The sequence below is a fragment of the Lysobacter sp. K5869 genome, from assembly GCF_018847975.1.
Lineage (GTDB): Bacteria > Pseudomonadota > Gammaproteobacteria > Xanthomonadales > Xanthomonadaceae > Lysobacter.
This window is the reverse complement of sequence record NZ_CP072597.1, coordinates 192,926-215,854: the sequence shown is the minus strand read 5'-3', so window position 1 is coordinate 215,854 and position 22,929 is coordinate 192,926. Positions and strand designations below refer to the sequence as shown.

General features: G+C 67.7%; 21 protein-coding genes. 13 read left to right on the top strand and 8 right to left on the bottom strand.

Annotated elements, in window-relative coordinates:
* The first annotated feature begins 30 nt into the window (after positions 1 to 30).
* Positions 31 to 714: a hypothetical protein gene (locus J5226_RS00875; protein ID WP_255322950.1), complete on the top strand. Its 684-nt coding sequence runs from the start codon at positions 31 to 33 to the stop codon at positions 712 to 714.
* 151 nt (positions 715 to 865) lie between these two features.
* Positions 866 to 2,695, top strand: a complete 1,830-nt coding sequence (gene lpdA, locus J5226_RS00870) for a dihydrolipoyl dehydrogenase (RefSeq protein ID WP_215837975.1) — start codon at positions 866 to 868, stop codon at positions 2,693 to 2,695.
* Between the two features lie 95 nt (positions 2,696 to 2,790).
* Here lpdA and J5226_RS00865 read toward each other — a convergent pair whose 3' ends face one another.
* Both J5226_RS00865 and J5226_RS00860 read right to left on the bottom strand, forming a co-directional pair.
* Positions 2,791 to 3,489 carry a hypothetical protein gene (locus J5226_RS00865; protein ID WP_255323077.1) on the bottom strand — a complete coding sequence of 233 codons (699 nt, stop codon included), beginning with the start codon at positions 3,487 to 3,489 and terminating at the stop codon, positions 2,791 to 2,793.
* Positions 3,490 to 3,892: 403 nt separating this feature from the next.
* Positions 3,893 to 4,111 (bottom strand): DUF2061 domain-containing protein, encoded by a 219-nt coding sequence (locus J5226_RS00860; protein ID WP_215837974.1) that lies wholly within the window; start codon positions 4,109 to 4,111, stop codon positions 3,893 to 3,895.
* 322 nt (positions 4,112 to 4,433) lie between these two features.
* Here J5226_RS00860 and J5226_RS00855 point away from each other — a divergent pair, with 322 nt between their 5' ends.
* From J5226_RS00855 to J5226_RS00815, 9 genes are all read left to right on the top strand, one after another.
* On the top strand, positions 4,434 to 4,802 hold the full coding sequence (locus tag J5226_RS00855; RefSeq protein ID WP_215837973.1) for a hypothetical protein: 369 nt from the start codon (positions 4,434 to 4,436) through the stop codon (positions 4,800 to 4,802).
* A 9-nt stretch (positions 4,803 to 4,811) separates the two neighbouring features.
* The gene (atpB, locus tag J5226_RS00850) at positions 4,812 to 5,642 is read left to right on the top strand and encodes a F0F1 ATP synthase subunit A (protein WP_215837972.1); all 831 of its coding nucleotides are present in this window, start codon (positions 4,812 to 4,814) and stop codon (positions 5,640 to 5,642) included.
* Positions 5,643 to 5,720: 78 nt separating this feature from the next.
* Positions 5,721 to 6,026: a F0F1 ATP synthase subunit C gene (gene atpE / locus J5226_RS00845; RefSeq protein WP_215837971.1), complete on the top strand. Its 306-nt coding sequence runs from the start codon at positions 5,721 to 5,723 to the stop codon at positions 6,024 to 6,026.
* 78 nt (positions 6,027 to 6,104) lie between these two features.
* Positions 6,105 to 6,575, top strand: a complete 471-nt coding sequence (locus J5226_RS00840; protein ID WP_215837970.1) for a F0F1 ATP synthase subunit B — start codon at positions 6,105 to 6,107, stop codon at positions 6,573 to 6,575.
* Positions 6,576 to 6,592: 17 nt separating this feature from the next.
* On the top strand, positions 6,593 to 7,120 hold the full coding sequence (locus J5226_RS00835; RefSeq protein ID WP_215837969.1) for a F0F1 ATP synthase subunit delta: 528 nt from the start codon (positions 6,593 to 6,595) through the stop codon (positions 7,118 to 7,120).
* Between the two features lie 136 nt (positions 7,121 to 7,256).
* Positions 7,257 to 8,807 carry a F0F1 ATP synthase subunit alpha gene (atpA, locus tag J5226_RS00830; RefSeq protein WP_215837968.1) on the top strand — a complete coding sequence of 517 codons (1,551 nt, stop codon included), beginning with the start codon at positions 7,257 to 7,259 and terminating at the stop codon, positions 8,805 to 8,807.
* A 142-nt stretch (positions 8,808 to 8,949) separates the two neighbouring features.
* Positions 8,950 to 9,813 carry a F0F1 ATP synthase subunit gamma gene (atpG, locus tag J5226_RS00825; RefSeq protein ID WP_215837967.1) on the top strand — a complete coding sequence of 288 codons (864 nt, stop codon included), beginning with the start codon at positions 8,950 to 8,952 and terminating at the stop codon, positions 9,811 to 9,813.
* A 69-nt stretch (positions 9,814 to 9,882) separates the two neighbouring features.
* On the top strand, positions 9,883 to 11,319 hold the full coding sequence (gene atpD / locus J5226_RS00820) for a F0F1 ATP synthase subunit beta (RefSeq protein WP_215837966.1): 1,437 nt from the start codon (positions 9,883 to 9,885) through the stop codon (positions 11,317 to 11,319).
* A gap of 140 nt (positions 11,320 to 11,459) precedes the next feature.
* Positions 11,460 to 11,885 (top strand): F0F1 ATP synthase subunit epsilon, encoded by a 426-nt coding sequence (locus J5226_RS00815; protein ID WP_215837965.1) that lies wholly within the window; start codon positions 11,460 to 11,462, stop codon positions 11,883 to 11,885.
* 237 nt (positions 11,886 to 12,122) lie between these two features.
* On the opposite strand, the gene J5226_RS00810 is transcribed toward J5226_RS00815, so the two are convergent.
* The gene (locus tag J5226_RS00810; protein ID WP_215837964.1) at positions 12,123 to 12,506 is read right to left on the bottom strand and encodes a GtrA family protein; all 384 of its coding nucleotides are present in this window, start codon (positions 12,504 to 12,506) and stop codon (positions 12,123 to 12,125) included.
* 135 nt (positions 12,507 to 12,641) lie between these two features.
* On the opposite strand from J5226_RS00810, the gene J5226_RS00805 reads away from it, so the two are divergent.
* Positions 12,642 to 13,568 carry a glycosyltransferase gene (locus J5226_RS00805; RefSeq protein WP_255322949.1) on the top strand — a complete coding sequence of 309 codons (927 nt, stop codon included), beginning with the start codon at positions 12,642 to 12,644 and terminating at the stop codon, positions 13,566 to 13,568.
* A 31-nt stretch (positions 13,569 to 13,599) separates the two neighbouring features.
* Here the strand turns inward: J5226_RS00805 and J5226_RS00800 are convergent, their stop codons facing one another.
* Entirely contained in the window at positions 13,600 to 15,219 is a 1,620-nt protein-coding gene (locus J5226_RS00800; protein WP_215837962.1) for a hypothetical protein, read from the bottom strand.
* 102 nt (positions 15,220 to 15,321) lie between these two features.
* Between J5226_RS00800 and glmU the strand changes: the two genes are divergently transcribed.
* Complete coding sequence (glmU, locus tag J5226_RS00795) at positions 15,322 to 16,695, top strand: bifunctional UDP-N-acetylglucosamine diphosphorylase/glucosamine-1-phosphate N-acetyltransferase GlmU (protein ID WP_215840280.1); 1,374 nt, start codon at positions 15,322 to 15,324, stop codon at positions 16,693 to 16,695.
* 144 nt (positions 16,696 to 16,839) lie between these two features.
* On the opposite strand, the gene J5226_RS00790 is transcribed toward glmU, so the two are convergent.
* The 4 genes from J5226_RS00790 to J5226_RS00775 form a co-directional block, all read right to left on the bottom strand.
* A complete protein-coding gene (locus tag J5226_RS00790) occupies positions 16,840 to 17,673 on the bottom strand; it encodes a glycosyl hydrolase family 18 protein (RefSeq protein ID WP_215837961.1) in 834 nt (277 codons plus the stop codon).
* A 377-nt stretch (positions 17,674 to 18,050) separates the two neighbouring features.
* Positions 18,051 to 19,355: an ATP-binding protein gene (locus J5226_RS00785; RefSeq protein ID WP_215837960.1), complete on the bottom strand. Its 1,305-nt coding sequence runs from the start codon at positions 19,353 to 19,355 to the stop codon at positions 18,051 to 18,053.
* A gap of 11 nt (positions 19,356 to 19,366) precedes the next feature.
* Positions 19,367 to 20,734, bottom strand: coding sequence for a sigma-54 dependent transcriptional regulator (locus tag J5226_RS00780; protein ID WP_215837959.1), 1,368 nt, complete (start codon positions 20,732 to 20,734; stop codon positions 19,367 to 19,369).
* A gap of 254 nt (positions 20,735 to 20,988) precedes the next feature.
* The gene (locus tag J5226_RS00775; protein ID WP_215837958.1) at positions 20,989 to 22,863 is read right to left on the bottom strand and encodes a DUF885 family protein; all 1,875 of its coding nucleotides are present in this window, start codon (positions 22,861 to 22,863) and stop codon (positions 20,989 to 20,991) included.
* Positions 22,864 to 22,929: the final 66 nt, after the last annotated feature.

The following is a 22,929-nucleotide window of genomic DNA, read 5'->3' as shown; positions in this document are numbered from 1 at the left end:
GCCGTCCGCCACCAGGAACCTTCTTTTTCGATGAGCCGTCACCCGCGCAACGTTTCCGCCTCCCGCCGCCTGGCCCGCCTCGCGTTGGCCCTCGCCCTGGCCGCGCCGCTGGCGCAGGCCGCCGACGGCTGCACGGCCCCGCTCGGCCGCGGCTGGCCGCCGGCGACGGAGAACCACGGCTCGGCCGTGGAACAACTGCTCGCGGCCAAGGCCGAACCGCGCCTGAGCCTGACCCTGCTGCCGACCCGCGGCACCGAGAGCGGCCTGCTGCTGATCCCGGGCGCCGGCGGCGACGCCGACTGGACCCTGCGCCACGGCGTGCCGAACGAGCGCGTGCAGGTGTGGAGCCGCTCGCGCGGCGGCGGCGCGCTGGAACTGCGCGTGGATCAAGAAGTCGAGAGCGAGGAAGCGCCGATCCCCGCCGCGCTGGCCCAGCGCCTGATCGCGGCGTGGAAGCGCGCGCTGGAACAAGCGGTGCCGTCGGACAAGCCGGCCGAGTACCGCGACGCCGAACAAGTGCTGTTCGTGGTCGACGGCCTGCGCGTGAGCGGCGCGCGCCCCGACTGCGGCGTCGGCGAAACCCTGATGGAGCAGGCGACGCTGCTGACCGAAGCGGCCAGCGCCAGCGCCAACAAGCGCGAGCGCCGTTGGCGCGCGCTGGGCGAGTCGCTGGACGAACTCGAACAGCAACTGCAAGCCGCGCCCGCGCCCTGATCGAGCCGGCGCGCGCGGCGGCGACGCCCGCGCGCACCGGCGCTTTTCCGGCGTCCGCCGCGGCGGACGCCACGCATGGCCCGTCCGTGCGCCCCCACCGCGCGCGCCCCACGCGCGCGCCAGCGAAGCTTTTCAAGAGGATTGCCGCGTCATGGCCAACAGCATCGAAGTGAAGGTTCCCGACATCGGCGGCTACGACGACGTACCGGTCATCGAGTTGCTGGTCGCGGTCGGCGACACGGTCAAGAAGGACCAGGGGCTGGTCACGCTCGAATCGGACAAAGCGACGATGGAAGTGCCGTCCTCGGCCGACGGCGTGGTCAAGTCGATCAACGTCAAGCTCGGCGACAAGGTGTCCGAGGGCGCGGTGATCGCGATCCTGGAAGCCGAAGGCGCGGGCGAGGCCAAGCCGGCCGCCGAAGCGGCCAAGCCCGCCGCCAGCGCGCCCGCTGCCGCGCCGGCCCAGCCCGCCGCGGCCGAAGCGCCGAAGCCGGCCGCCGCGCCCGCCGCGAGCGCGCCCGCGCCGACCGCCGCCGCCGCGAGCGGCCGCAAGGCCGACGTCGAATGCCGCATGCTCGTGCTCGGCTCCGGCCCCGGCGGCTACACCGCCGCGTTCCGCGCCGCCGACCTCGGCCTCGACACCGTGCTGGTCGAACGCTACGCCAGCCTCGGCGGCGTCTGCCTCAACGTCGGCTGCATCCCGTCCAAGGCGCTGCTGCACGCCGCCGCGGTCATCGACGAGGCCGAGCACGCCAGCGATTACGGCGTGAGCTTCGGCAAGCCGAGCATCGACCTCGACGCGCTGCGCAAGTACAAGGAAAAAGTCGTCGGCCAGCTGACCAAGGGCCTGGCCGGCATGGCCAAGCAGCGCAAGGTCCGCACCGTCACCGGCGTCGGCGCGTTCGTGTCGCCGAACGAGCTGGAAGTGCAGGGCGAGAACGGCACCCAGCTGATCCGCTTCGAGCAATGCATCATCGCCGCCGGTTCGCAGGCGGTGAAGCTCGGCAACTTCCCGTGGGACGACAAGCGGGTGATGGACTCCACCGACGCGCTGGAACTGGCCGAGGTGCCGAAGCGCTTGCTCGTCGTCGGCGGCGGCATCATCGGCCTGGAAATGGCCACCGTGTACCGCGCGCTCGGCAGCGAAGTCACCGTGGTCGAATTCATGGACCAACTGATGCCGGGCGCCGACCCGGATCTGGTCAAGCCGCTCGCCGACCGCTTGAAGAAGCAGGGCGTGGCCGTGCATCTCAAGACTAAGGCCGCGGGCACCGAAGCGCTCAAGGACGGCATCAAGGTCTCGTTCGAAAGCGCCGAGGCCGGCAAGACGCCGGCGCTGGAATCGGGCGTGTACGACCGCGTGCTGGTCGCCGTGGGCCGCTCGCCCAACGGCGCCAAGATCGGCGCCGACCAAGCCGGCGTGCAGGTGACCGAGCGCGGCTTCATCCCGGTCGACCGGCAGATGCGCACCAATGTGCCGCACATCTTCGCCATCGGCGATCTGGTCGGTAACCCGATGCTCGCGCACAAGGCCACCCACGAAGGCAAGCTCGCCGCCGAAGTGGCGTCGGGCGAGAAGAAGGAGTGGGTCGCGCGGGTGATTCCGTCGGTGGCCTACACCGATCCGGAAATCGCCTGGGTCGGCGTCACCGAGACCGAAGCCAAGGCCAAGGGTCTCAAGGTCGGCGTCGGCAAGTTCCCGTGGGCGGCCAGCGGCCGCGCGATCGGCATCGGCCGCACCGAGGGCTTCACCAAGCTGATCTTCGACGAAGCCACCCACCGCATCGTCGGCGGCGGCATCGTCGGCGTGCATGCCGGCGATCTGATCGCCGAAGTGGCGTTGGCGATCGAGATGGGCTGCGAGGTCGCCGACATCGGCCACACCATCCACCCGCATCCGACCCTGAGCGAATCGGTCGGCATGGCGGCGGAGGTGTTCGATGGCACCATCACCGATCTGTACATCCCGAAGAAGAAGTAATCGCCGCGACGGAGCCTTCGGGTTCGGCGCATTCGCTTCGGGTCGCAAGGATCCGAAGCGAACGCACCGGGTTCGAAGGCTCTTTCGTTATGCGGTCAGAACGAGAACGTCACGCCCGCCATCGGCCCCTTGAAGCGCTGATCCAGGCCGACATCGACGTTGCCGCGGCTGCGCTTGGCGTCGATCTTGAACCAGTCGTAGCCGACGAACATGCCGACGTTGCGGGTGAAGCGGTATTCGGCCAGCGCGTTGGCGCGGCTGATGTCGCCCTTGTAGTCGCCGAAATCGCCCCAGTCGGCGTCGAGATATTGGCCCTGCACGACGAAGCGCCAATGCTCGTTCGGCGACAGCGTCAGGCGCGTGCCGACCACCGGCGCGTAACCGTCCTCGCTGCGGCTGCCGTTGTAGTTCGCCGCGCCCGCTTGCGCGCGCAGCTTGCCTTCGATCTTGGCGTACTCCACGCCGATCTGCAGGCCCCAGCTGATCGTGTCGGTTTCCACCACCGCGTAGTCGTACATCGCGCTGGCGAGTTCGAACTTGGTCTTGGCGCGGGCGAAGCTGCCGGCGGGAATCGTGGTGTCGTCGAAGGACACGTCCTGGGTCAGGCGCGCGGTCTTGCTCTTGTCGTAGCCCCAGTAGTTGAACAGCACGCGGTGGCGGTCGCCGAACTTGAACAGGCCTTCCAGGCGCGGCACGGTTTCCTTGCTGCCGAAATCGAAGTCCTGGCTGAACTCGTAGGGATTGCCGCGGAAGGTGGTGCCGGCGGTGAATTCGCCGCTGGTGTCGACCGACATCGCGCCTAGGCGGATGGTGAAGCGGTCGTCCTCGGCGTGCGCGGGCAGGGCGTACGCGCAGAGCGCGACGCCGGCGGCGAGCAGCGCCGATGGCAGAAGTGCGTTGGTCACGGGATCACTCCGTATGCGGGGGAAGTCAGCACGCAGGCGTACTGACGCTTCCATGCATGCCGTCGCTGCGGTTCAGCGACCGTGAAACGTGGAGGCCTCGACCGATTCAGCAAAACCGGATCGGCGGATGAGTGAGCCGGGTCACAAAAAAGGCGAAGCCCCGGCGGTGGGTGCCGGGGCTTCGGGGTGCCCGCCGCTGCTTTGCCATTGACGAGGAGAGAGTGGCGGCGGGCGTTCGCAGATACTGACCGGTGCGCCGCGGAAAGGTTCCGCAGTTCGTCAAAGATTTCGATCAAGTGGCCAACGTGCCGCTGTCGCGCGCGGCGGCGGCCGCGGAGCGGCGCTGTTCGATGCGCTTCCACACCTTCTCGTGCAGATGGAACGCGACGGTGTTGCAGGCCGGTTCGACCAGGGCGAGCGCGCCGCCCACCCACACGCTGCCGGTCATCAAATAGCCGACCAGGAAGGCGACGGTGAAGTGGACGCCGGCGAAGCTGAGGGTCTTGTCCATGGGGGAGGGTTCAAATGAGAATGATTCTCAACATACGCCTTTCCCGGCCAAAATCAAATCGAATGATGCGACCGTTTTCATAGTTCCGATCTATCATTGCGGCCTCAAGCGCACAGCGACTTACCTCCCAGGTAATTCAACGCACTAGCGCTTGGCCGCATAGTCGCGGCCGTGAACGCCCGGACCGCCGCAGCCATCGCCGCCCAACACGCCGCCTATGGCAAGGTTGTGACTGCCGCCGGTTGCCGCAAAGTCGGTCTCGTTCTATACTTTTGCGGCTCTACCGGGCGCTTTGCGCCAACCCCAGACCGACGAGACCCGCGTGCACGATCCATTGTCCGCAGGCCGCCGGCTGGCGTCGCGCGCGATTGCTTGGCAAGCCGGCGCGACGGCGCTGGCCGCGCTGGCCTTCCTCTCCCTCGGTGCGACGTCCGCGCTGGCGGCAGCGGTGGGCGGAGGCGCGGCGGTGGCCGGCAGTCTTGCGGCCGCCAAGATGGCGTTGGGGGGCGGCGTGCAACCGGCCGGATCGGCGATCGGGCGGTTGCTGCTCGGAGTCATATTCAAATGGGTGGCGGTTTTGACGATGCTCGGCCTGGGAATGGCCGTGTGGCGTTTGCCTCCCCTTCCAATGCTGGTGGGTCTGTCGGCGGCGACGCTGGCGTTCGTACTGGCCAATCTTTTGAAACGATAGGTGTCTTTCGTGAGTGAACAGACCGGTTCGGGCGGCCTGAACGAATACATCCAGCACCACCTCCAGCAGAACACCATCTCGCTGGGCAGTGGCGCGTTCCACATCGACACCTGGGTCGTTTCTCTGATCCTGGGCTTGATCTTCATCACCTGGTTCGGCTTCTTCGCGCGCAAGGCCACTTCGGGCGTGCCGTCGAAGGGCCAGGCGTTCGTCGAGCTGATCCTCGAGTTCATCGACGGCCAGGTGAAGGACAGCTTCCACGGCGATCGCAGCTCGCTGACGCCGCTGGCGCTGACCATCTTCGTCTGGGTCGTGCTGATGAACGGCATGGACCTGCTGCCGCTCGACCTGCCGGGCTGGGTGGTCAAGACCACCGCCGGCGCCGAAGTCGCGCACGGCACCTATTTCCGCTGGGTCCCGACCGCGGATCTGAACACGACGCTGGCGCTGTCGACCACCGTGTTCTTCCTGATCCTCTATCACTCGATCAAGGCCAAGGGCGGCCTGGGCTTCGGCAAAGAACTGCTGACCTCGCCGTTCCACGCTCACGGCACCGGCGCCAAGATCGCGCTGGCTCCGGCGAACCTGGGCCTCAACGTCATCGAGTACTTGGTCAAGCCGGTCAGCCTCGCGATGCGACTGTTCGGCAACATGTACGGCGGCGAGCTGGTGTTCATGCTCATCGCCGGCTTGCTGGGCGGCGGTCTGCTGATGTTCGTGCCGGGCGTGATCTTCAACGCCGCCTGGGCGCTGTTCCACATCCTGATCGTGTTGCTGCAGGCCTTCATCTTCATGATTCTCACCGTCGTCTACATCGCCGGCGCGTACGAGAGTCATTGACCCGGGTTCCACCTTTCAGTTCTTTGCGCGTTTCACCCTTTCCTTTAGCCAAACCAACGTTTCAGTAGGAGAAAACCCATGGAATTCATCGCCAATGTGCAGGGCCTGACCGCTATCGCGATCGGCATCATGGTCGGCCTCGGCGCGATCGGCGCTTGCCTCGGCATCGCGCTGATGGGCTCGAAGTTCCTTGAGTCGGCCGCTCGTCAGCCGGAACTGGTGCCGATGCTGCAGGGCCGCATGTTCCTGCTGGCCGGCCTGATCGACGCGGCGTTCATCATCGCGCTGGCCGTCGGCTTGCTGTTCGCGTTCGGCAACCCGCTGCTGGGCGCCGTGCAGGCTTCGGCCGCCGCCGCGCCGGCCGCCGCTGCCGCCGCTCACTAAGTTGCTTGAACGGAACCGTCCGCGCGAGCGGGCGGTTCTCCCGGGTGTTCGCGCCCGCAGCGTCCTATCGGAGCTGTCATGAATATCAACATGACCTTCTTCGGCCAGATGATCACGTTCGCGATCCTCATCTGGTTCACGATGAAGTTCATTTGGCCGCCCCTGAACAAGGCGATCGAAGAACGTCAACAAAAGATTGCCCAGGGCCTGGCGAATGCCGAAGGCGCCGAGGTTCTCGTCCAGCAGGCGCGCGCGCAGGCGGACGAAATCGTGCGCGAAGCCCGGGTCAAGGCCAACGAAGTCGTCGATCAGGCGCATCAGCGCGCCAATCAGATCGTCGATCAGGCCAAGACCGATGCGATGGTCGAAGGCACGCGCTTGAAGGCGCTGGCCGACGCCGAGATCGCCGCCGCCGCCGACCGCGCCCGCGAGGATCTGCGCAAGCAGGTGTCCGCGCTGGCCGTGACCGGTGCCGAGAAGCTGCTCAAGCGCGAAATCGACGCCAACGCCCACAAGGCGCTGCTCGACGAGCTGGCCGCGGAAATCTGACCGGAACGCCCCACGCGATGAGCCAGAACCTCACCCTCGCCCGTCCGTATGCCCGCGCCGCGTTCGCGCTGGCGCGCGAAGCCGGCCGCACCGCCGATTGGTCGCAAGCGCTCGCCTTCTCGGCGCGCGTCGCCGCCGATCCGCAAGTGCAGTCGGTGCTCGGCCATCCGCGCCTGACCGGCGCCGAAGCGGTCGCCCTGGTCGCGATCGACGGCGCGGACGAGTCCGTGCAGCGGTTCCTGACCCTGCTGGCCGACAACCGCCGTCTCGCTCTGTTGCCGGAAATCGCCGGCCTGTTCGAGGAACTGCGCGCCGACGCCGACCGCGTGGTCAAGGCCAAGGTCACCTCCGCCAGCGATTTGCCGGCGGCCGAGCTCGATTCGATCAAGGCCGCGCTGGTCAAGCGCTTCGGCCGTCAGGTCGAGATCGAGACCGCGGTCGACGCCTCGCTGATCGGCGGCGCCGTGATCGACGCCGGCGAAGTGGTGATCGACGGCTCGCTCAAGGGCAAGCTGTCGCGCCTGCAGACGGCGCTGGCCGGTTAAAGCCGGGATCCGATGTCCGCGGCGCGCGATTGGCTAGCTCAGGCTTCAGCGCAATCGCGAACCGCTCCGCTTCGATCCCGTTAAAAGAAAGCACCCGCGCGTCGCTTCGTCGCGATGCAGGACCAAGGAAACGACAATGGCAAGCACCCAGCTCAACCCGTCCGAAATCAGCGAACTGATCAAGACCCGCATCGAGAAGGTCAAGCTGGCCGCCGAAGCGCGCAACGAAGGCACCGTCACCTCGGTGTCCGACGGCATCGTGCGCATCCACGGCCTGGCCGACGTGATGCAGGGCGAAATGATCGAACTGCCGAACAACACCTTCGCCCTGGCGCTGAACCTGGAGCGCGACTCGGTCGGCGCCGTGGTCCTGGGCGATTACGAACACCTGCGCGAAGGCGACGTGGCCAAGACCACCGCCCGCATCCTCGAAGTGCCGATCGGCCGCGAGCTGTTGGGCCGCGTGGTCAACGCGCTGGGCGAGCCGATCGACGGCAAGGGCCCGATCGGCGCGACCATGACCGCTCCGGTCGAGCGCGTCGCTCCGGGCGTGCTGTGGCGCAAGTCGGTCGACCAGCCGGTGCAGACCGGCTACAAGTCGGTCGACTCGATGATCCCGATCGGCCGCGGCCAGCGCGAGCTGATCATCGGCGACCGCCAGACCGGCAAGACCGCGATGGCCATCGACGCCATCATCAATCAGAAGGGCACCGGCATTAAGTGCATCTACGTCGCGATCGGCCAGAAGGCCTCTTCGATCGCCAACGTGGTGCGCAAGCTGGAAGAGAACGGCGCGCTGGCCCACACCATCGTGGTCGCCGCGACCGCATCCGAATCGGCCGCGATGCAGTACATCAGCGCCTACTCGGGCTGCACCATGGGCGAGTACTTCCTCGACCGCGGCGAAGACGCGCTGATCGTGTACGACGATCTGTCCAAGCAGGCCGTGGCCTACCGCCAGATCTCGCTGCTGCTGCGCCGTCCGCCGGGCCGCGAAGCCTACCCCGGCGACGTGTTCTACCTGCACAGCCGCCTGCTCGAGCGCGCCGCTCGCGTGAACGCCGACTACGTCGAGAAGTTCACCAACGGCGAAGTGAAGGGCAAGACCGGTTCGCTGACCGCGCTGCCGATCATCGAAACCCAGGCCGGCGACGTTTCCGCGTTCGTGCCGACCAACGTGATTTCGATCACCGACGGCCAGATCTTCCTGGAAACCGACCTGTTCAACGCCGGCATCCGTCCGGCGGTCAACGCCGGCATCTCGGTGTCGCGCGTCGGCGGCTCGGCCCAGACCAAGATCATCAAGAAGCTCTCCGGCGGCATCCGTATCGCCCTGGCGCAGTACCGCGAACTCGCGGCGTTCGCCCAGTTCGCCTCGGACCTCGACGAAGCCACCCGCAAGCAGCTCGAGCGCGGCCAGCGCGTCACCGAGCTGATGAAGCAGAAGCAGTACGCGCCGATGTCGATCGCGCTGCAGGCGCTGTCGATCTACGCCGTGGACAAGGGCTACATGGACGACGTGCCGGTCGCCAAGATCGGCGCCTTCGAAGATGCGCTGCACGGTCACTTCGTCAACACCCAGGGCGCCTTGGTCGAGAAGATCAATTCGACCGGCGGTTGGGACGACGAGATCGAGGGCGCCTTCAAGAAGGGCATCGAAGAGTTCAAGCAGACCGGGACCTGGTAAGGCGGGCAGAGCGGGAACCGGGAACGAAGGGAACAGGGAATGGCAGGCGCGCAACCCAGCCGTTCCCCAAGACGACATCCCCCGCATTCCCCTGAATCCCCTTCTTCCCCTTATTCCCTAAAGCGAACAAAGCGAGCGAAAGATGGCAGGCGGACGCGAAATCAAAACCAAGATCAAGAGCGTGCAGAACACCCGCAAGGTGACTCGCGCGCTGGAAATGGTCTCGGCTTCCAAGATCCGCAAGGCGCAGGATCGGATGAAGACCTCGCGCCCGTACGCGCGCGTGATCAAGCAGGTGATCGGTCACTTGGCCCAGGCCAATTCCGATTACCGGCATCCGTACATGGTCGAGCGCAAGGACGTTAAGCGCGTCGGCTACGTGATCGTGTCGTCCGACCGCGGCCTGGCCGGCGGCCTCAACAACAACCTGTTCCGCAAGCTGCTCGGCGAATTCCGCAAGTGGCAGGAGCAGGGCGTCGAGGTCGACGTGGTCACCATCGGCCAGAAGGCCTCGGTGTTCTTCCGCCGGATCAAGGTCAACATGCTCGCCTCGGTCACCCACTTGGGCGACCAGCCGCACCTGGAGCAGCTGATCGGCGTGATCAAGGTCGTGCTCGACGCCTACAGCGCCGGCACCGTCGATCGCGTGTTCGTCTGCTACAACGACTTCGTCAACACCATGACCCAGCGCGCGGCGTTCGATCAGCTGCTGCCGCTGCCGGCGCCGGAAACCCAGGTCGCCAAGCACGATTGGGACTACATCTACGAACCCGATGCGCAGACCGTGCTCGATCACGTGCTGACCCGCTACATCGAGTCGCTGGTGTACCAGGCGGTGCTGGAGAACGTGGCCTCCGAGCATGCCGCGCGCATGGTCGCGATGAAGGCGGCGAGCGACAACGCCACCAAGCTGATCGGCACCTTGAACCTGGTCTACAACAAGGCGCGTCAGGCGGCGATCACCCAGGAAATCTCCGAAATCGTCGGCGGCGCCGCCGCGGTCTAATCCATCCGGTGGGCGCGGCCTGAAGCCTGCGACCACGAGCAGCATTTGAAAGTTACTGAGGAATCCAAGATGAGCAGCCAGGGCAACCAGGGCAAGATCGTTCAGATCATCGGCGCGGTCGTCGACATCGAGTTTCCGCGCGAGTCCGTGCCGAAGGTGTACGACGCGCTGAAGGTCGAGAACACCGCCATCACGCTCGAAGTGCAGCAGCAGCTCGGCGACGGCATCGTCCGCGCGATCGCGCTGGGCTCCACCGACGGCCTGAAGCGCAACCTGATCGCGACCAACACCGGCCGCGCCGTGGCCGTGCCGGTCGGCACCGCGACCCTGGGCCGCATCATGAACGTGCTCGGCGAGCCGATCGACGAGCGCGGCCCGGTCGAGAGCGACGTGCATTGGGAAATCCACCGCGCCGCCCCGGCCTACGACGAACAGTCCTCGGGCAACGAGCTGCTGGAAACCGGCATCAAGGTCATCGACCTGATGTGCCCCTTCGCCAAGGGCGGTAAGGTCGGCCTGTTCGGCGGCGCCGGCGTGGGCAAGACCGTGAACATGCTCGAGCTGATCAACAACATCGCGACCGAGCACGCGGGCCTGTCGGTGTTCGCCGGCGTGGGCGAGCGTACCCGCGAGGGCAACGACTTCTACCACGAAATGTCCGACGCCAACGTCATCGTGCAGGACGACCTGTCGAAGTCGAAGGTGGCGATGGTGTACGGCCAGATGAACGAGCCGCCGGGCAACCGTCTGCGCGTCGCGCTGACCGGCCTGACCATGGCCGAATACTTCCGCGACGAGAAGGACGCCAGCGGCAAGGGCCGCGACGTGCTGTTCTTCGTCGACAACATCTACCGCTACACCCTGGCCGGCACCGAAGTGTCGGCGCTGCTGGGCCGCATGCCGTCGGCGGTGGGCTACCAGCCCACGCTCGCTGAGGAAATGGGCGTGCTGCAGGAGCGCATCACCTCGACCAAGACCGGTTCGATCACCTCGATCCAGGCCGTGTACGTGCCCGCGGACGACCTGACCGACCCGTCGCCGGCGACCACCTTCGCCCACCTCGACGCCACCGTCGTGTTGAGCCGAAACATCGCCGCGCTGGGCATCTACCCGGCGGTCGATCCGCTCGATTCCACCTCGCGCCAGCTCGACCCGAACGTGGTCGGCGCCGAGCACTACGACACCGCGCGCCGCGTCCAGTCGACCTTGCAGAAGTACAAGGAACTGAAGGACATCATCGCGATCCTGGGCATGGACGAGCTGTCGGAAGAAGACAAGACCGCCGTGGCCCGCGCGCGCAAGATCGAGCGCTTCTTCTCGCAGCCGTTCCACGTCGCCGAAGTGTTCACCGGCGCCCCGGGCAAGTACGTGTCGCTGAAGGACACCATCCGCGGCTTCAAGGGCATCTGCGACGGCGAGTACGACCACCTGCCGGAGCAGGCGTTCTACATGGTCGGCGGCATCGAAGAAGCCGTCGAGAAGGCCAAGAAGATGGGTGTGGGCTGAGGAAATCAGGGGAAAGAAGGGAATAAAGGGAATGAAGGGAATGGCAGCCGCACCGGCTGACCGCTTTCCCCGCTGACCCGCCATTCCCTTGAGCCCCCTAATTCCCCCCTTTCCCCTCGAACGAGCGAAGCGAGAGAGACATGGCATCCACCTTCCGTTGCGACATCGTCAGCGCCGAGGATGAAATCTTCCACGGCGAAGCGACGATGCTGGTCGCCACCGGCGAGATCGGCGAACTCGGCATCGCGCCGCGCCATGCGCCGTTGATCACCCGCCTCAAGCCGGGCAAGGTCGTGGTGACCCTGCCCAACGGCGAACAGCTCGACTTCGCGGTCTCCGGCGGCATCCTCGAGGTGCAGCCGCAGGTCGTGACCGTGCTGGCCGACACCGCGATCCGCGCCCAGGATATCGACGAAGCCGCCGTGCGCGCGGCCAAGGAAGAAGCCGAGCGCGCGCTGGCCAACCGCGGCCCGCAGATGGACATCGCCGAAGCCCAGGCCAAGCTGGCCGAAGCGATGGCGCAGTTGCAGGCGCTGGAGCGTCTGCGCAAGAACATGAAGCACTGATCCGGCGTCCGCGCCGCGATGCGAAAACGCCGGCCTCGCGCCGGCGTTTTTGTTTTTGGAATCGGGGGTGGCTGGATCGGTTCGAGACGAAGCCGCAGTTCGGCCGGATCATCAGCCGGATCAGGCGTCGGTCGCCCGCGCCCCTAACCTGCGAACGATCGCCGCTTCATGCCGCGACCGCGGCGATTGCGTGGTGCCGGAGGCATCGAGCGGCGAAGTCTCGCCGCCGTCATCGCCTCAGCGCCGATACACCCAGTACCGCGACACCGTGAACCCGACCACGGCCAGCACCAGTTCGATCACCGGCTTGGCCAGCCAGGTCCATTCCAGTCCGGCGTAGCGGTCGACTAGGCTGATCGCCAGCGTGCTGATCAAGGTGGTGCCGACCCACAGCGCGAGGAAGCGCGCGAACTGGCGGCGGCCGAGCGCGGTGTTCTCGCTGTTGAAGGTGAAGCGGCCGTTGAGCCAGAAGCCCAGCAACGCGCCGCTGATGCGGCCGGCCAGATTGGCGGCCTCCACCGGCATGCCCAGGTGGCTCAGGAGGACCATGACGCCCCAGTCCACGCAGTACTGGATGCCGCCGAACACCAGGTAATTGCGGCCTTGCCGGGTCAGGCTCATGCGGCGCCCCGGTTGCGGCGCGAACGGGGCGTGGCGGGGGACGGGGCGAGGGGGTTCATGGCCCGCATTCTAGCCAGACGAGGCCGAGCGGAGGCTGTACCATCGCGCCATTCCAGAACGTTTCGGAGCGCGGCCTTGCGCAGCGCGGTACTCATTCCCTGTTACAACGAGGCCCGCACCGTGGCCAAGGTCGTCGCCGACTTCCGCCGCGCCTTGCCCGAAGCCGAGATCTGGGTGTTCGACAACGCCAGCACCGACGCCACCGCCGAGCTGGCGCGCGAAGCCGGCGCCTTGGTGCGCCGGGTGCCGGCCAAGGGCAAGGGCAACGTGGTGCGGGCGATGTTCCGCGAGGTCGAGGCCGACGTGTACCTGATGGTCGACGGCGACGACACCTATCCGGCCGAACACGCGCGCGCCTTGCTCGAGGACGTGCTCCACGGCCACGCCGACATGGTCGTCGGCACGCGCCTGGAACAGCACGACAGCGGCTCGTTCCGCCGCTTCCACGGCTTCGGCAACAAGCTCGTGCGCTGGAGCATCGGCCGCTTGTTCGGCCAGCCGGTGCGCGACGTGCTGTCGGGCTATCGCGCGTTCTCGCGCCGCTTCGTCAAATCCATGCCGGTGCTGTCGCGCGGTTTCGAGATCGAAACCGAGATGACCGTGTTCGCGATGGCCAACGCCTTCGTGCTGACCGAACGCACCGTGCCCTACGGCGTGCGCCCGGAAGGCAGCGAGTCCAAGCTCAACACCTTCCGCGACGGTTTCCGGGTGCTGCGCACCATCGGCTTCCTCTACAAGGACCTGCGCCCGCTGCTGTTCTTCGGCACCGCCGCGGCGCTGGCGGGCTTGGCCAGCCTGGGCTTCGGCGCGGTGGTGATCCACGAATTCGGCGGCACCGGCGCGGTCACCCACCCGTCCACCGCGGTGCTGGCCGCGGCGTTGGCGCTGACGGCCTTCATCTTGCTCGCGACCGGCTTGATTCTGGATACGGTGAACCGGCGCTCGAACGAGATCTTGCGGCTGATCACCGATCAGGTCGTGCATCGCGGCGACGGCCGCTGAAGCGGCGCGTCGCGCGAGCTGCGAACGACGCTTACTTCTTGACGCAAATCGGCGCGAACGGCGCCCGCGCCAGCGCGCACAGTTCCAAGTCGCCCATATTGTTGTCGAGCGGCTTGCAGGCGCCGGAGACGCTGAGCCCGTACAGCGCGATGCGGCTGTCGGCGACGGCGTCGGGTTGGGCTGGGCGCAGCAGCCACAGCGGGCCGGGGTTGCCGGCGACGGTGCGCTCGACGCGTTCTTGCAGGCGGGTGCACTGCTGCGGGTCCATGAAGTTGTTGCGCACCGCCATCGCCGGCACGTCGTGCGGGAGGAAGGCGACGGCGTAGGCGACCGGGTGTTCGGTGCTGGTCAGGACCACGCTGCCGGCCGGCAGCGGCGGGAATTTCACCGCGATCATCGGTGTGCGGAACGGATCGCGGCCCCAGTTGGGGTGCTTGGTCGGCACGATCACCAGCACCGTCGCCACGAGCATCGCCACGACCGGCCGCTTGCGCGCGAACAGCGCCGAAACCGCGCCGACGATGAGCAGCGAACACAGCACTTCCAGCGGCAGCAGATAGCGGTAGATGCCGTACATGCCGGCCCAGCCGAAATAGCTGACCGCGACGAACGCGAGCAGCGGCCAGCGCAGCGCGACGGCGTTGGCCTGGGCGGCGGCGAGGTCGGAATCGGCGGCGCTGAGGCCGCCGGCAGCGGAGCCGCTCGCGCCCGCGCCGGCCTGCGCGCCTGGGCGCAACAGCCACAGCCACGCGCCCAGCGCGCACAGGCCCAGCAGCAAGCGCGGATCGGCCAGCAGCGGTTCGGAATAGTCGCGGTTGCGGCGCAGCAGGCGCAGCGGCGGGTCCAACACATCGATCAAGCCGTGCGGGACGTAGCGCGAGTCGCGCCACGACGCGGCGATGGTATCGGGCGAAAGGAACCACTGATTGAAGTACGGAAACAGCGGATTGGCGTGCAGCTTCCACACGTACCAACCCCACGGCCCCCAGCACACCGCGACCGCGGCGACGCCGCCGATGCCCAGCGCCAGGATCCGCGCCGGCCACTGCCGCACCGGCCCGGCGACCAGCGCCGCGGCGACGAAGCCCAGGCAATACGTGACCCCGGTCAGCTTGAACCCGGCCGCCGCGCCGGCCATCAAGCCGACCGGCAGCCAGGTCGCGAATGGCCCGCGCCGGCCCTGCGACTGCGCCCACCACAGCAGCGCGCCGAGCACGAACATGCCGACGATGTGGTCGTTGAAGATCGCCGCGGTGCCCGGGTACATGGCCGCGCCGGTCATGATCGCCAGCCCGGCGATCCAGGTGCGCGCGCGGCTGCGCTGGGCCGGCAGCAGGGCGTCGAGCAGGCGCAGGGCGAAATACAGCGCCAGCAGGCTGGGAATGGCCAGCCACAGGGTGATCGGCAGCCCGCCCAGGCCCGCGCGCACCATCAGCGCGAACGGGATATCGACGATGGGGTTGTGCCAGGTCTGCAGCTGCGCCGGGGCGATGTCCTGGGCCATCCGGCCGTCCAGCCAAGCCAGCGGCGTATACAGGTGGTAGTTGCGCAGATCCCAGTTGGCGTCCTGGCGCAGGACGATCACCGCCACCGCGACGAAGAAAAACGAGACCAGTGCGGCGGTCCGCCAGGGGGCGCGCTCAGCGGGCATGCAGAGTCCTTGCGTGGGCAATTGCTAAGATTCGGACCCGACGGGGGGCCCACGTCAAGCACCGAACAGGTCAGGAAGGTTTAGTACATGGCTCATGAGTCGATGAACCAGTTGCACATCGTGATTCTCGCCGCCGGCGAGGGCAAGCGGATGAAGTCTGCGACCGCCAAGGTCCTGCAGAAGATCGCCGGGCGGCCGATGCTGGCCCATGCGATCGACACCGCCCGCGCCCTGCGCCCGGCCGGCATTCATGTGGTTTACGGGCACGGCGGCGAACAGGTCCGCGCGACCTTCGCCGGTCAGGACGACCTGAGCTGGGCCGAGCAGACCCAGCGCCTGGGCACCGGCCACGCCGTGCAGCAGGCGATGCCCGGCGTGCCGCAGGACGCGCGCGTGCTCATTCTTTACGGCGACGTGCCGTTGATCCAGGCGTCGACCTTGCAGCGCCTGCTCGACGCGCCCGGCCGTTTGGCGGTGCTGGTCGCCGATCTGGACGATCCCACCGGCTACGGCCGCATCGTCCGCGATCCCGAAGGCCGGGTCGGCCGCATCGTCGAGCACAAGGACGCCGACGAGGACCAGCGCGAAATCCGCACCGTCAATACCGGCATCCTGGTCGCCGACGGCGAGCCGCTGCGGCGCTGGCTGGAGCGGTTGGGCAACGACAACGCCCAGAGCGAGTACTACCTCACCGACGTGTTCGCCTCGGCCGCGGCCGAATACAGCCCGGCCGAGATGGTGCATGTGGACGATCCGATCGAAGTGGAGGGCGCCAACGATCCCTGGCAGCTCGCCCAGCTCGAACGCGCGTTCCAGCGCCGCGCCGCGCGCGCCTTGTGCGTGCAGGGCGCGCGCCTGGCCGATCCCTCGCGTTACGACCAGCGCGGCACGGTGACGGTCGGGCACGATGTCGAGATCGACGTCGACGTGATCCTGGAAGGCGTGGTCGAACTCGGCGACGGCGTGCGCATCGGCCCGTTCTGCCGGCTCAAGGACGTGCGCCTGGGCGCGGGCACCGAAGTGCGCGCGCACTGCGATCTCGACGGCGTCGTGGTCGAAGGCAGCGCGCAGATCGGCCCGTACTCGCGCCTGCGTCCGGGCACGGTGCTCGCCGACGGCGCGCACGTGGGCAATTTCGTCGAGACCAAGAACGCGCGCGTCGGCGTCGGCAGCAAGGCCAACCATCTGACCTATCTGGGCGACACCGTGATCGGCGCCGGCGTCAACGTCGGCGCGGGCACCATCACCTGCAACTACGACGGCGCGAACAAGTCGGTCACCGTCATCGAGGACGGCGCCTTCATCGGCTCGAACTCGTCGCTGGTGGCGCCGGTGACGATCGGCAAGGACGCGACCATCGCGGCCGGTTCGACGATCACCCGGTCGGCGCCGGCGGGCGAGCTGACCATCGGGCGCGCGCGGCAGTCGACTGTGGAAGGCTGGAAGCGGCCGGTGAAGAAAACGCCGCAGAAGTGAGCGGCGGCGCGGCGCAGCGCGCTTGCCGCGGAATCGCGGGAGCGCGCTTCGCCGACGATCCGCAAAACGATCCCGCGGCGTTCGCCGAGGGATCGTCGTATCGGCTCCGGCGCGGCGATGCTGCCGCCGCGCCGGCCGCCGCGATCACGGCACGTATTCCACCGTTTCGGTCGAACCGGCCTGCGACTTGACGATCGCGGTGTAGTACTGCGCCGCGGCGGTGGTGTCGAGGAACGCGTTCGGCGCCCAGATCATCACGCCCTGATAGCCGCCGTCGGCGACGTTCTTGGCGATGGTGCCGGCCTGCGAGGCCGAACTGAACTCCGGCGAGATGCCGAGGAATAGATTGCTCTTGGCCATGCCGTAGCCGACATAGGGCGTCAGATAGCTGACGCTGCCGCCGTAGGTCATCTCATAGCCTTCGGTGAGCTGATTGGCGGCGTTGTACGGCGCCTTGAAGTAGCTCGAGTCCGACCACAGCGCCTTGCTCAGGGTCTTGCCGGTGAAATAGGTGTTGGCGCGGATCGCCTTGAGCACCGCGTAGAACGAGCTGGCGCTGCCCGAACAGGTGGAGTACTCGTCGTCGACGCTGATGCCGTCGAGGCCGTACTTGACGACATCGGCGACCATCGCGTTGGCGAGCTTGGTCGCGGTCTTCGAGGTCATGTTGCACGACCAACCCGCGTTCTGGTGATTGCCCAGGTACGAGATCTGGACCTTGATGCCGCTGTTCTGCAACTGGCGGACGGCGTCGATGTTGTCCTTGAGGATCGCGCTCATCTCCGTGTTGTAGTACAGCACCGGCGTGTTCGGCGTGCTGCCGTTGATGTTGGCGGCGAACAGGACCAGATCGGAGAAGAACGGCTTGCCGGTGCTCTTGACCACGTAATGGCCGATGTCCTTCACGTCCTGCGGCGAAGGATTGTTCAGGAACACGACATTGCGCGCGCTGGCGCCGTAACTCGCGAGTAATGCCATTAGACCGACAGCCAAAAGCGTAGGTTGACGAAGCATTGACGGATCTCCTCTTCCATTGTTTGGAAAACGCTTGCGATTTGGCGGGCGCGAACGTCGTCTGCCGCGCGCGTCCTCGCTAGAAACGGGCGAAGAGGCGCATCACCCTACGGGCCGCGCGTACGATTCGTGCGAGTGCGATGCGATGAAGTTCGCCGCGCAAGCGTGGGTCAAGCGGCGCGCGAAGAACATGCGCGCGTTCGCGAATCGCGCGAGTGGGACGCAGTGCGGGGAAACGAGGCGTTTAGGAAACGAAGCGGCGCGCGCGCCGGCTTCTCCGCGAATTCATCGAAGGCCGATGCGCGCGGCCGACGGCGGCGCCGAAGAGCGACGCCGCCGGATCAGTCCGGCAACACCATCGATACGCACAGCCCGCCGCCGTCGCGGTTGAGCAGGGCGATGCGGCCGCCGTGCGCTTCGGCGATCTCGCGCGCCAGCGCCAGGCCCAGTCCGGTGCCGTTGCGCTTGGTCGAATAGAACGGCAGCAGCGCGTTGGCCAACACCGCTTCGTTCATGCCGCTGCCGCGGTCGAGCACGTCGATGCGCCACGCATCGGGCGCGCGCCGCAGCTGCAGGCGCACTTCTTCGGGCGGCGAGCCGGATTCGTGCGCGTTCTTGAGCAGGTTGATGAGGCTTTGCTCCAACTGCGCCGCGTCGACCCGGCCGATGGCGTCGACGGGAATGCCGTCGCAGGTGAACTCGACCTGGCTGCGCAACTGTTGGATGAAGCGCGACCACTCCACCGGCTGCAAGCGCGGCGCCGGCAGCTTGGCGAAGCGCGCGTAGTCGCGGATGAAGCCTTCCAGATGGCGCGCGCGTTCCTCGATGGTGTTGAGCGCGATCGGCAGGCGCTCGTGCTGGCCGCGGCGCAGCAGTTCGGCGCCGGAGTGGGCGAGCGAGGCGATCGGCGCCAGCGAGTTGTTGAGCTCGTGGCTGATGACCCGGATCACCTTCTTCCAGGTCTGCACTTCCTGCCGGCGCAGTTCGGAGGTGAGTTGGCGCAGCAGCACCAGTTCGTGCGCGCGGCCGTTGAGGCGGAACATGCGCCGCGAGAGGTGGTAGATCTCCTCGTCCTCGACGTCGCCGACGCTGAACATGCCGTCGCCGCCGCGCTCGAAGGCCTCCTGCATCGGCGCCGGCGCCAGCCGCATGAGTTCGTCGAAGTCCTGGCCTTCCAGGCGCCGGCCTTCGCCGAGCATCTTGCGCGCGGCCAGATTGCCGAGCACCACGCGCCGCGAGGGATCCATCAGCAGCATCGCCACCGGCGTGTTCTGCACCATGGTGTCGAGCAGCAGTTCGCGCTGGACCAGATTCAGCCGCTGCTCGCGCAGCGTGTCGCCGAGCCGGTTGTGGCTGGCGACCAGTTCGCCCAGATCGCCCTGGCCGTTCCAGTTGAAGCTGAAGGAGTAATCGCCGTCGCGATAACTCGCCACCGAACCCGCGAGGGCGCGGAACAGCGAATTCATCGGCGCGAACAAACGGCTCACGTGATAGACCAGCAGTGGCGCCAACACCGCGACCACCAGCGCCGGCGCCAGCCAGCGCGGCGAGAGATAGTCCGCCAGCCACAGCGTCGCCGCCGCGCCGACGGCCAGATACGCCAGCGCGACCGCGCCGAAGGTCAGACTCAGGGGCAGGCGGCGCATGCTCGCTCTCCTCAGTCGCGCTTGATGCCGAGCCGGTCCAGGCGCCGGTACAGCGCTTGTCGCGACAGTCCCAGTTCGCCGGCGGCCTGCGCCAGCACGCCGCCGGCGCGCTCGATCGCCGCTTCGATCGCGGCGCGGTCGGGTTCGTCGCCGCCGCCGCCGTTGTACGCGGCGGCGGACGCGACCGGTACCACGGGCAAACCCAGATCCGCCGCGGCGATGGCCTCGCCGCGCGCGAGCAAGGCCGCGCGTTGCAAGGTGTTGCGCAGTTCGCGCACGTTGCCCGGCCACGCGTGCGCGGTCAGCGCGCGCTCGGCGTCCTCGCTCAGGCGCTTGCCCGCGCCGAGCGGGTTGTCGGCGAGGAAATGGCGCGCCAGCGGCAGCACGTCGTCGCGGCGTTCGCCCAGCGGCGCGATTTCGATCTGGATGGTGTTGAGGCGGTAGTACAAGTCTTCGCGGAAGCGGCCGTCGCGGATCATCGCCGGCAGATCGGCGTTGGTGGCGCTGATCACCCGCACCTTGACCTGCCGTTCGCGGTTGGAGCCGAGCCGCTCGAAGCGCCCGGTTTCCAGCACGCGCAGCAGCTTCATCTGCCCGGCCGGCGGCAGGTTGCCGATTTCGTCGAGGAACAAAGTGCCGCCGTCGGCGGCCTCGAACTTGCCTTCGCGCATCTTGTTGGCGCCGGTGTAGGCGCCCGCATCGGCGCCGAACAGTTCGGCTTCGATCAGCTCGGTCGGCAGCGCGCCGCAGTTGAGGGTCACGAACGGGCCGGACGCCACCGCGGAATTGGCCTGCACGATCTCGGCGATCTTTTCCTTGCCGGCGCCGTTGGGGCCAAGGATCATCACCGGCACGTCGGCGCGGGCGACGTGGCAGGCCAACTCGACCACGCGCGCCATCGGTTCGGAGGCGAACACCAGCCCGCGCAGGTCGTAGCGCGCGTCGAGCTCGCGGCGCGCGCGCCGGCGCTGCTCGTGCAGGCGGCTGACCTCGCGCGTGCTCGAACCCAGTTCCAGCAGGTTTTCCACGCTCGCCAGCAGTTTCTGATCGTCCCAGGGCTTGGCCAGATAGTCGGCGGCGCCGGCCTTGGCCAGATCCACCGCGGTGTCCAGGTGGGTCCAGGCGGTCAGCAGGATGATCGGCAGGTCCGGGTGGCGCGCGCGGATCGCCCGGAACAGCGCCACGCCTTCCTGGCCGGAGGTGGTGTCGGCGGTGAAGTTCATGTCCTGCAGCACCAGCCCCACGTCCTCGCGCGCGAGCGTCTCCAGGCCTTGCTCGGGCGATTGCGCGGTCAGCACGCGGATGTCGCGCAGGCCGAACAGCAGATCGAGCGCGGTGGCGACCGCGGGGTTGTCGTCGATGACCAGAACGGTGCGCATGGAAGGCCGTGGGCGGACGCGGAGACGGAAGCGGAAAGCGCGGAGCGGATCGCGGTTTCCTGGTGCCGAGTATGCCAGCGAGGGCCGGCGGCCGCGTAGGCCGAAGGGTAGGGGGGCGGAGCGGGTCGCGTGCGGCGCGGCGAAACCGAAACGGGGCGCGGCGTTCGCCGCAGCGACGGGATCGGGGCTGGACCGCGATGCGATCGTGGCGAGGGCGGCGCGCGCTCCGCGATGCGGGCGCGCGCCGCGCGGGCTCACTTCGCCGTCGCCGCGGAGCCGCCGGCCGCGACCGAGGCGATCCACTCGTCGACCCGCGTTTCCAGCTCGCTCAGCGGCAGCGCGCCGCCGCCGAGCACGCGGTCGTGGAAGGCGCGCACGTCGAAGCGCGCGCCGAGCTTGGCCTGCGCCCGCGCGCGCAGCTCGCGGATCTTGAGCTGGCCGGTCTTGTACGCCAGCGCCTGACCCGGCCAGGCGATGTAGCGGTCGGCCTCGGCCTGGATGTTGGGTTCCTCCATATCGGAGTGGTCGCGCATCCACTGCACCATCTGCTCGCGGCTCCAGCGCTTGTAGTGCACGCCGGTGTCGAGCACGAGGCGGTTGGCGCGGATCAGTTCCTGCGAGAGCCGGCCGAAATCGCTGTAGGGATCCTGATAGAAGCCGACTTCCTTGCCCAGTTCTTCCGAGTACAGCCCCCAGCCTTCGATGAAGGCGAGTTGGCCGAGCAGGGTGCGGAACTTGGGCAGCGCCGGCAGTTCGCGGGCGATGGTCATCTGCAGATGATGGCCGGGCACGCCTTCGTGATAGGCCACCGCTTCGACCGTGGTCAGCAGGCGCTTTTCCGGCTCGCCGGTGTTGACCGTGATCAGGCCCGGACGCTTGCCGTCGGGCGTGCCGGCCATGTACTGCGCCATCGAGGCTTCCTTCTCGCGCCACGCCTCGACCGCCTGCACCTGTACCTTGGCCTTGGGTAAGGTGCCGAACAGCTGCGGCAGCTTGGTCTCCATCTGCGCCAGATACTTGCGGTATTCCTCCAGCAGTTGCTCGCGCGAGGTCGCATGGCGCTTGGGATCGGCGGCGACCGCATCGCGCATGGCCTTGAGGCTGGCGTAGCCCAGGCGCTGGGCGATCTCGCTCTGCGCCTTCTCGATGCGCTCGACCTCGCTCAGGCCGAGGCGGTGGATCTCCTCCGGCGGCGTCGTGGTCGTGGTGTATTGCTCGATCGCGTAGCGGTACAGCGCGTCGCCGTTGGGCAGCGACCACACGCCGTATTGCTCGCGGCCGTGCGGCGCGTAGTCCTTGCGCACGAACTCGGCCAGCTGGCGGAAGGCCGGGCGCACTTCGCCGTCGACCGCGGCGACGATCTCGCGGCGCAGGCGCTCGCGGTCGGCGGCCGGCACCGCGTCGGGGAATTTCTTCAGCGAGGCGGCGAAGACGTTGTCCTCGCCGGCCGCGGCGGCGAGGTTGTCGCATTGCGCGGCGACCTTCTCCAGCAGGTAGCGCGGCGGCATCAGCCCGTCCTTGGCGCCCTGGCGGGCGACGCCGGTCACTTGCTCGAGCAGCTTGGGCAAGCCGTGCAGGCGCTTGAGGTAATCCTCGTACTGCTTCGTATCGTTGAACGGGAACGCGCTGACCAGCGCGGTCAGGTTGAGGTGCACGCCGATGAACTGGTCCAGCGGCATCTCGTGGGTCTTGAGTTCGTAGCCGCGCACATAGGTCTTGAGCCATTGCACCATCAGCCGCTGGTTGAGGCGGTCGGCTTCGGGAAAGCCGCGGGTGTCGATCGCCTCGAACTTGGCGAGCATGCGCTGGGCGGTGTCGCGGGTGCGCTTGGCGCCGGCGAGCGAGTAATCCGACCACGCGTCGTTGTAGCGATAGTCGCCGAAGAAGCTGGCCTGCTCGGGCAGCAGCCGCATCATCTCTTCCCACTGCTGATCGACCAGGGCGTTGAAGGCGGCGACGCGCTTGGCGACGTCGGCGTCTTGTGCCGGCGCGGCGGCCGGCGCGGTGGCTGCCGTAGCGAAAGCCGGCAGCGCCGGCACGACGGCCAGCGCGGCCGACAACAGGGCGATGCGCAGCGCCGGGCGCAGGCCGCGAGCGGACAGGTTCGGCAGGGAACGGCTGGATTTCATGGACGACTCCGTGGCGATGGGGCGGGACGCGCGCCGGGCGCGACGTCCGGGACCGTCCGGCGCGGA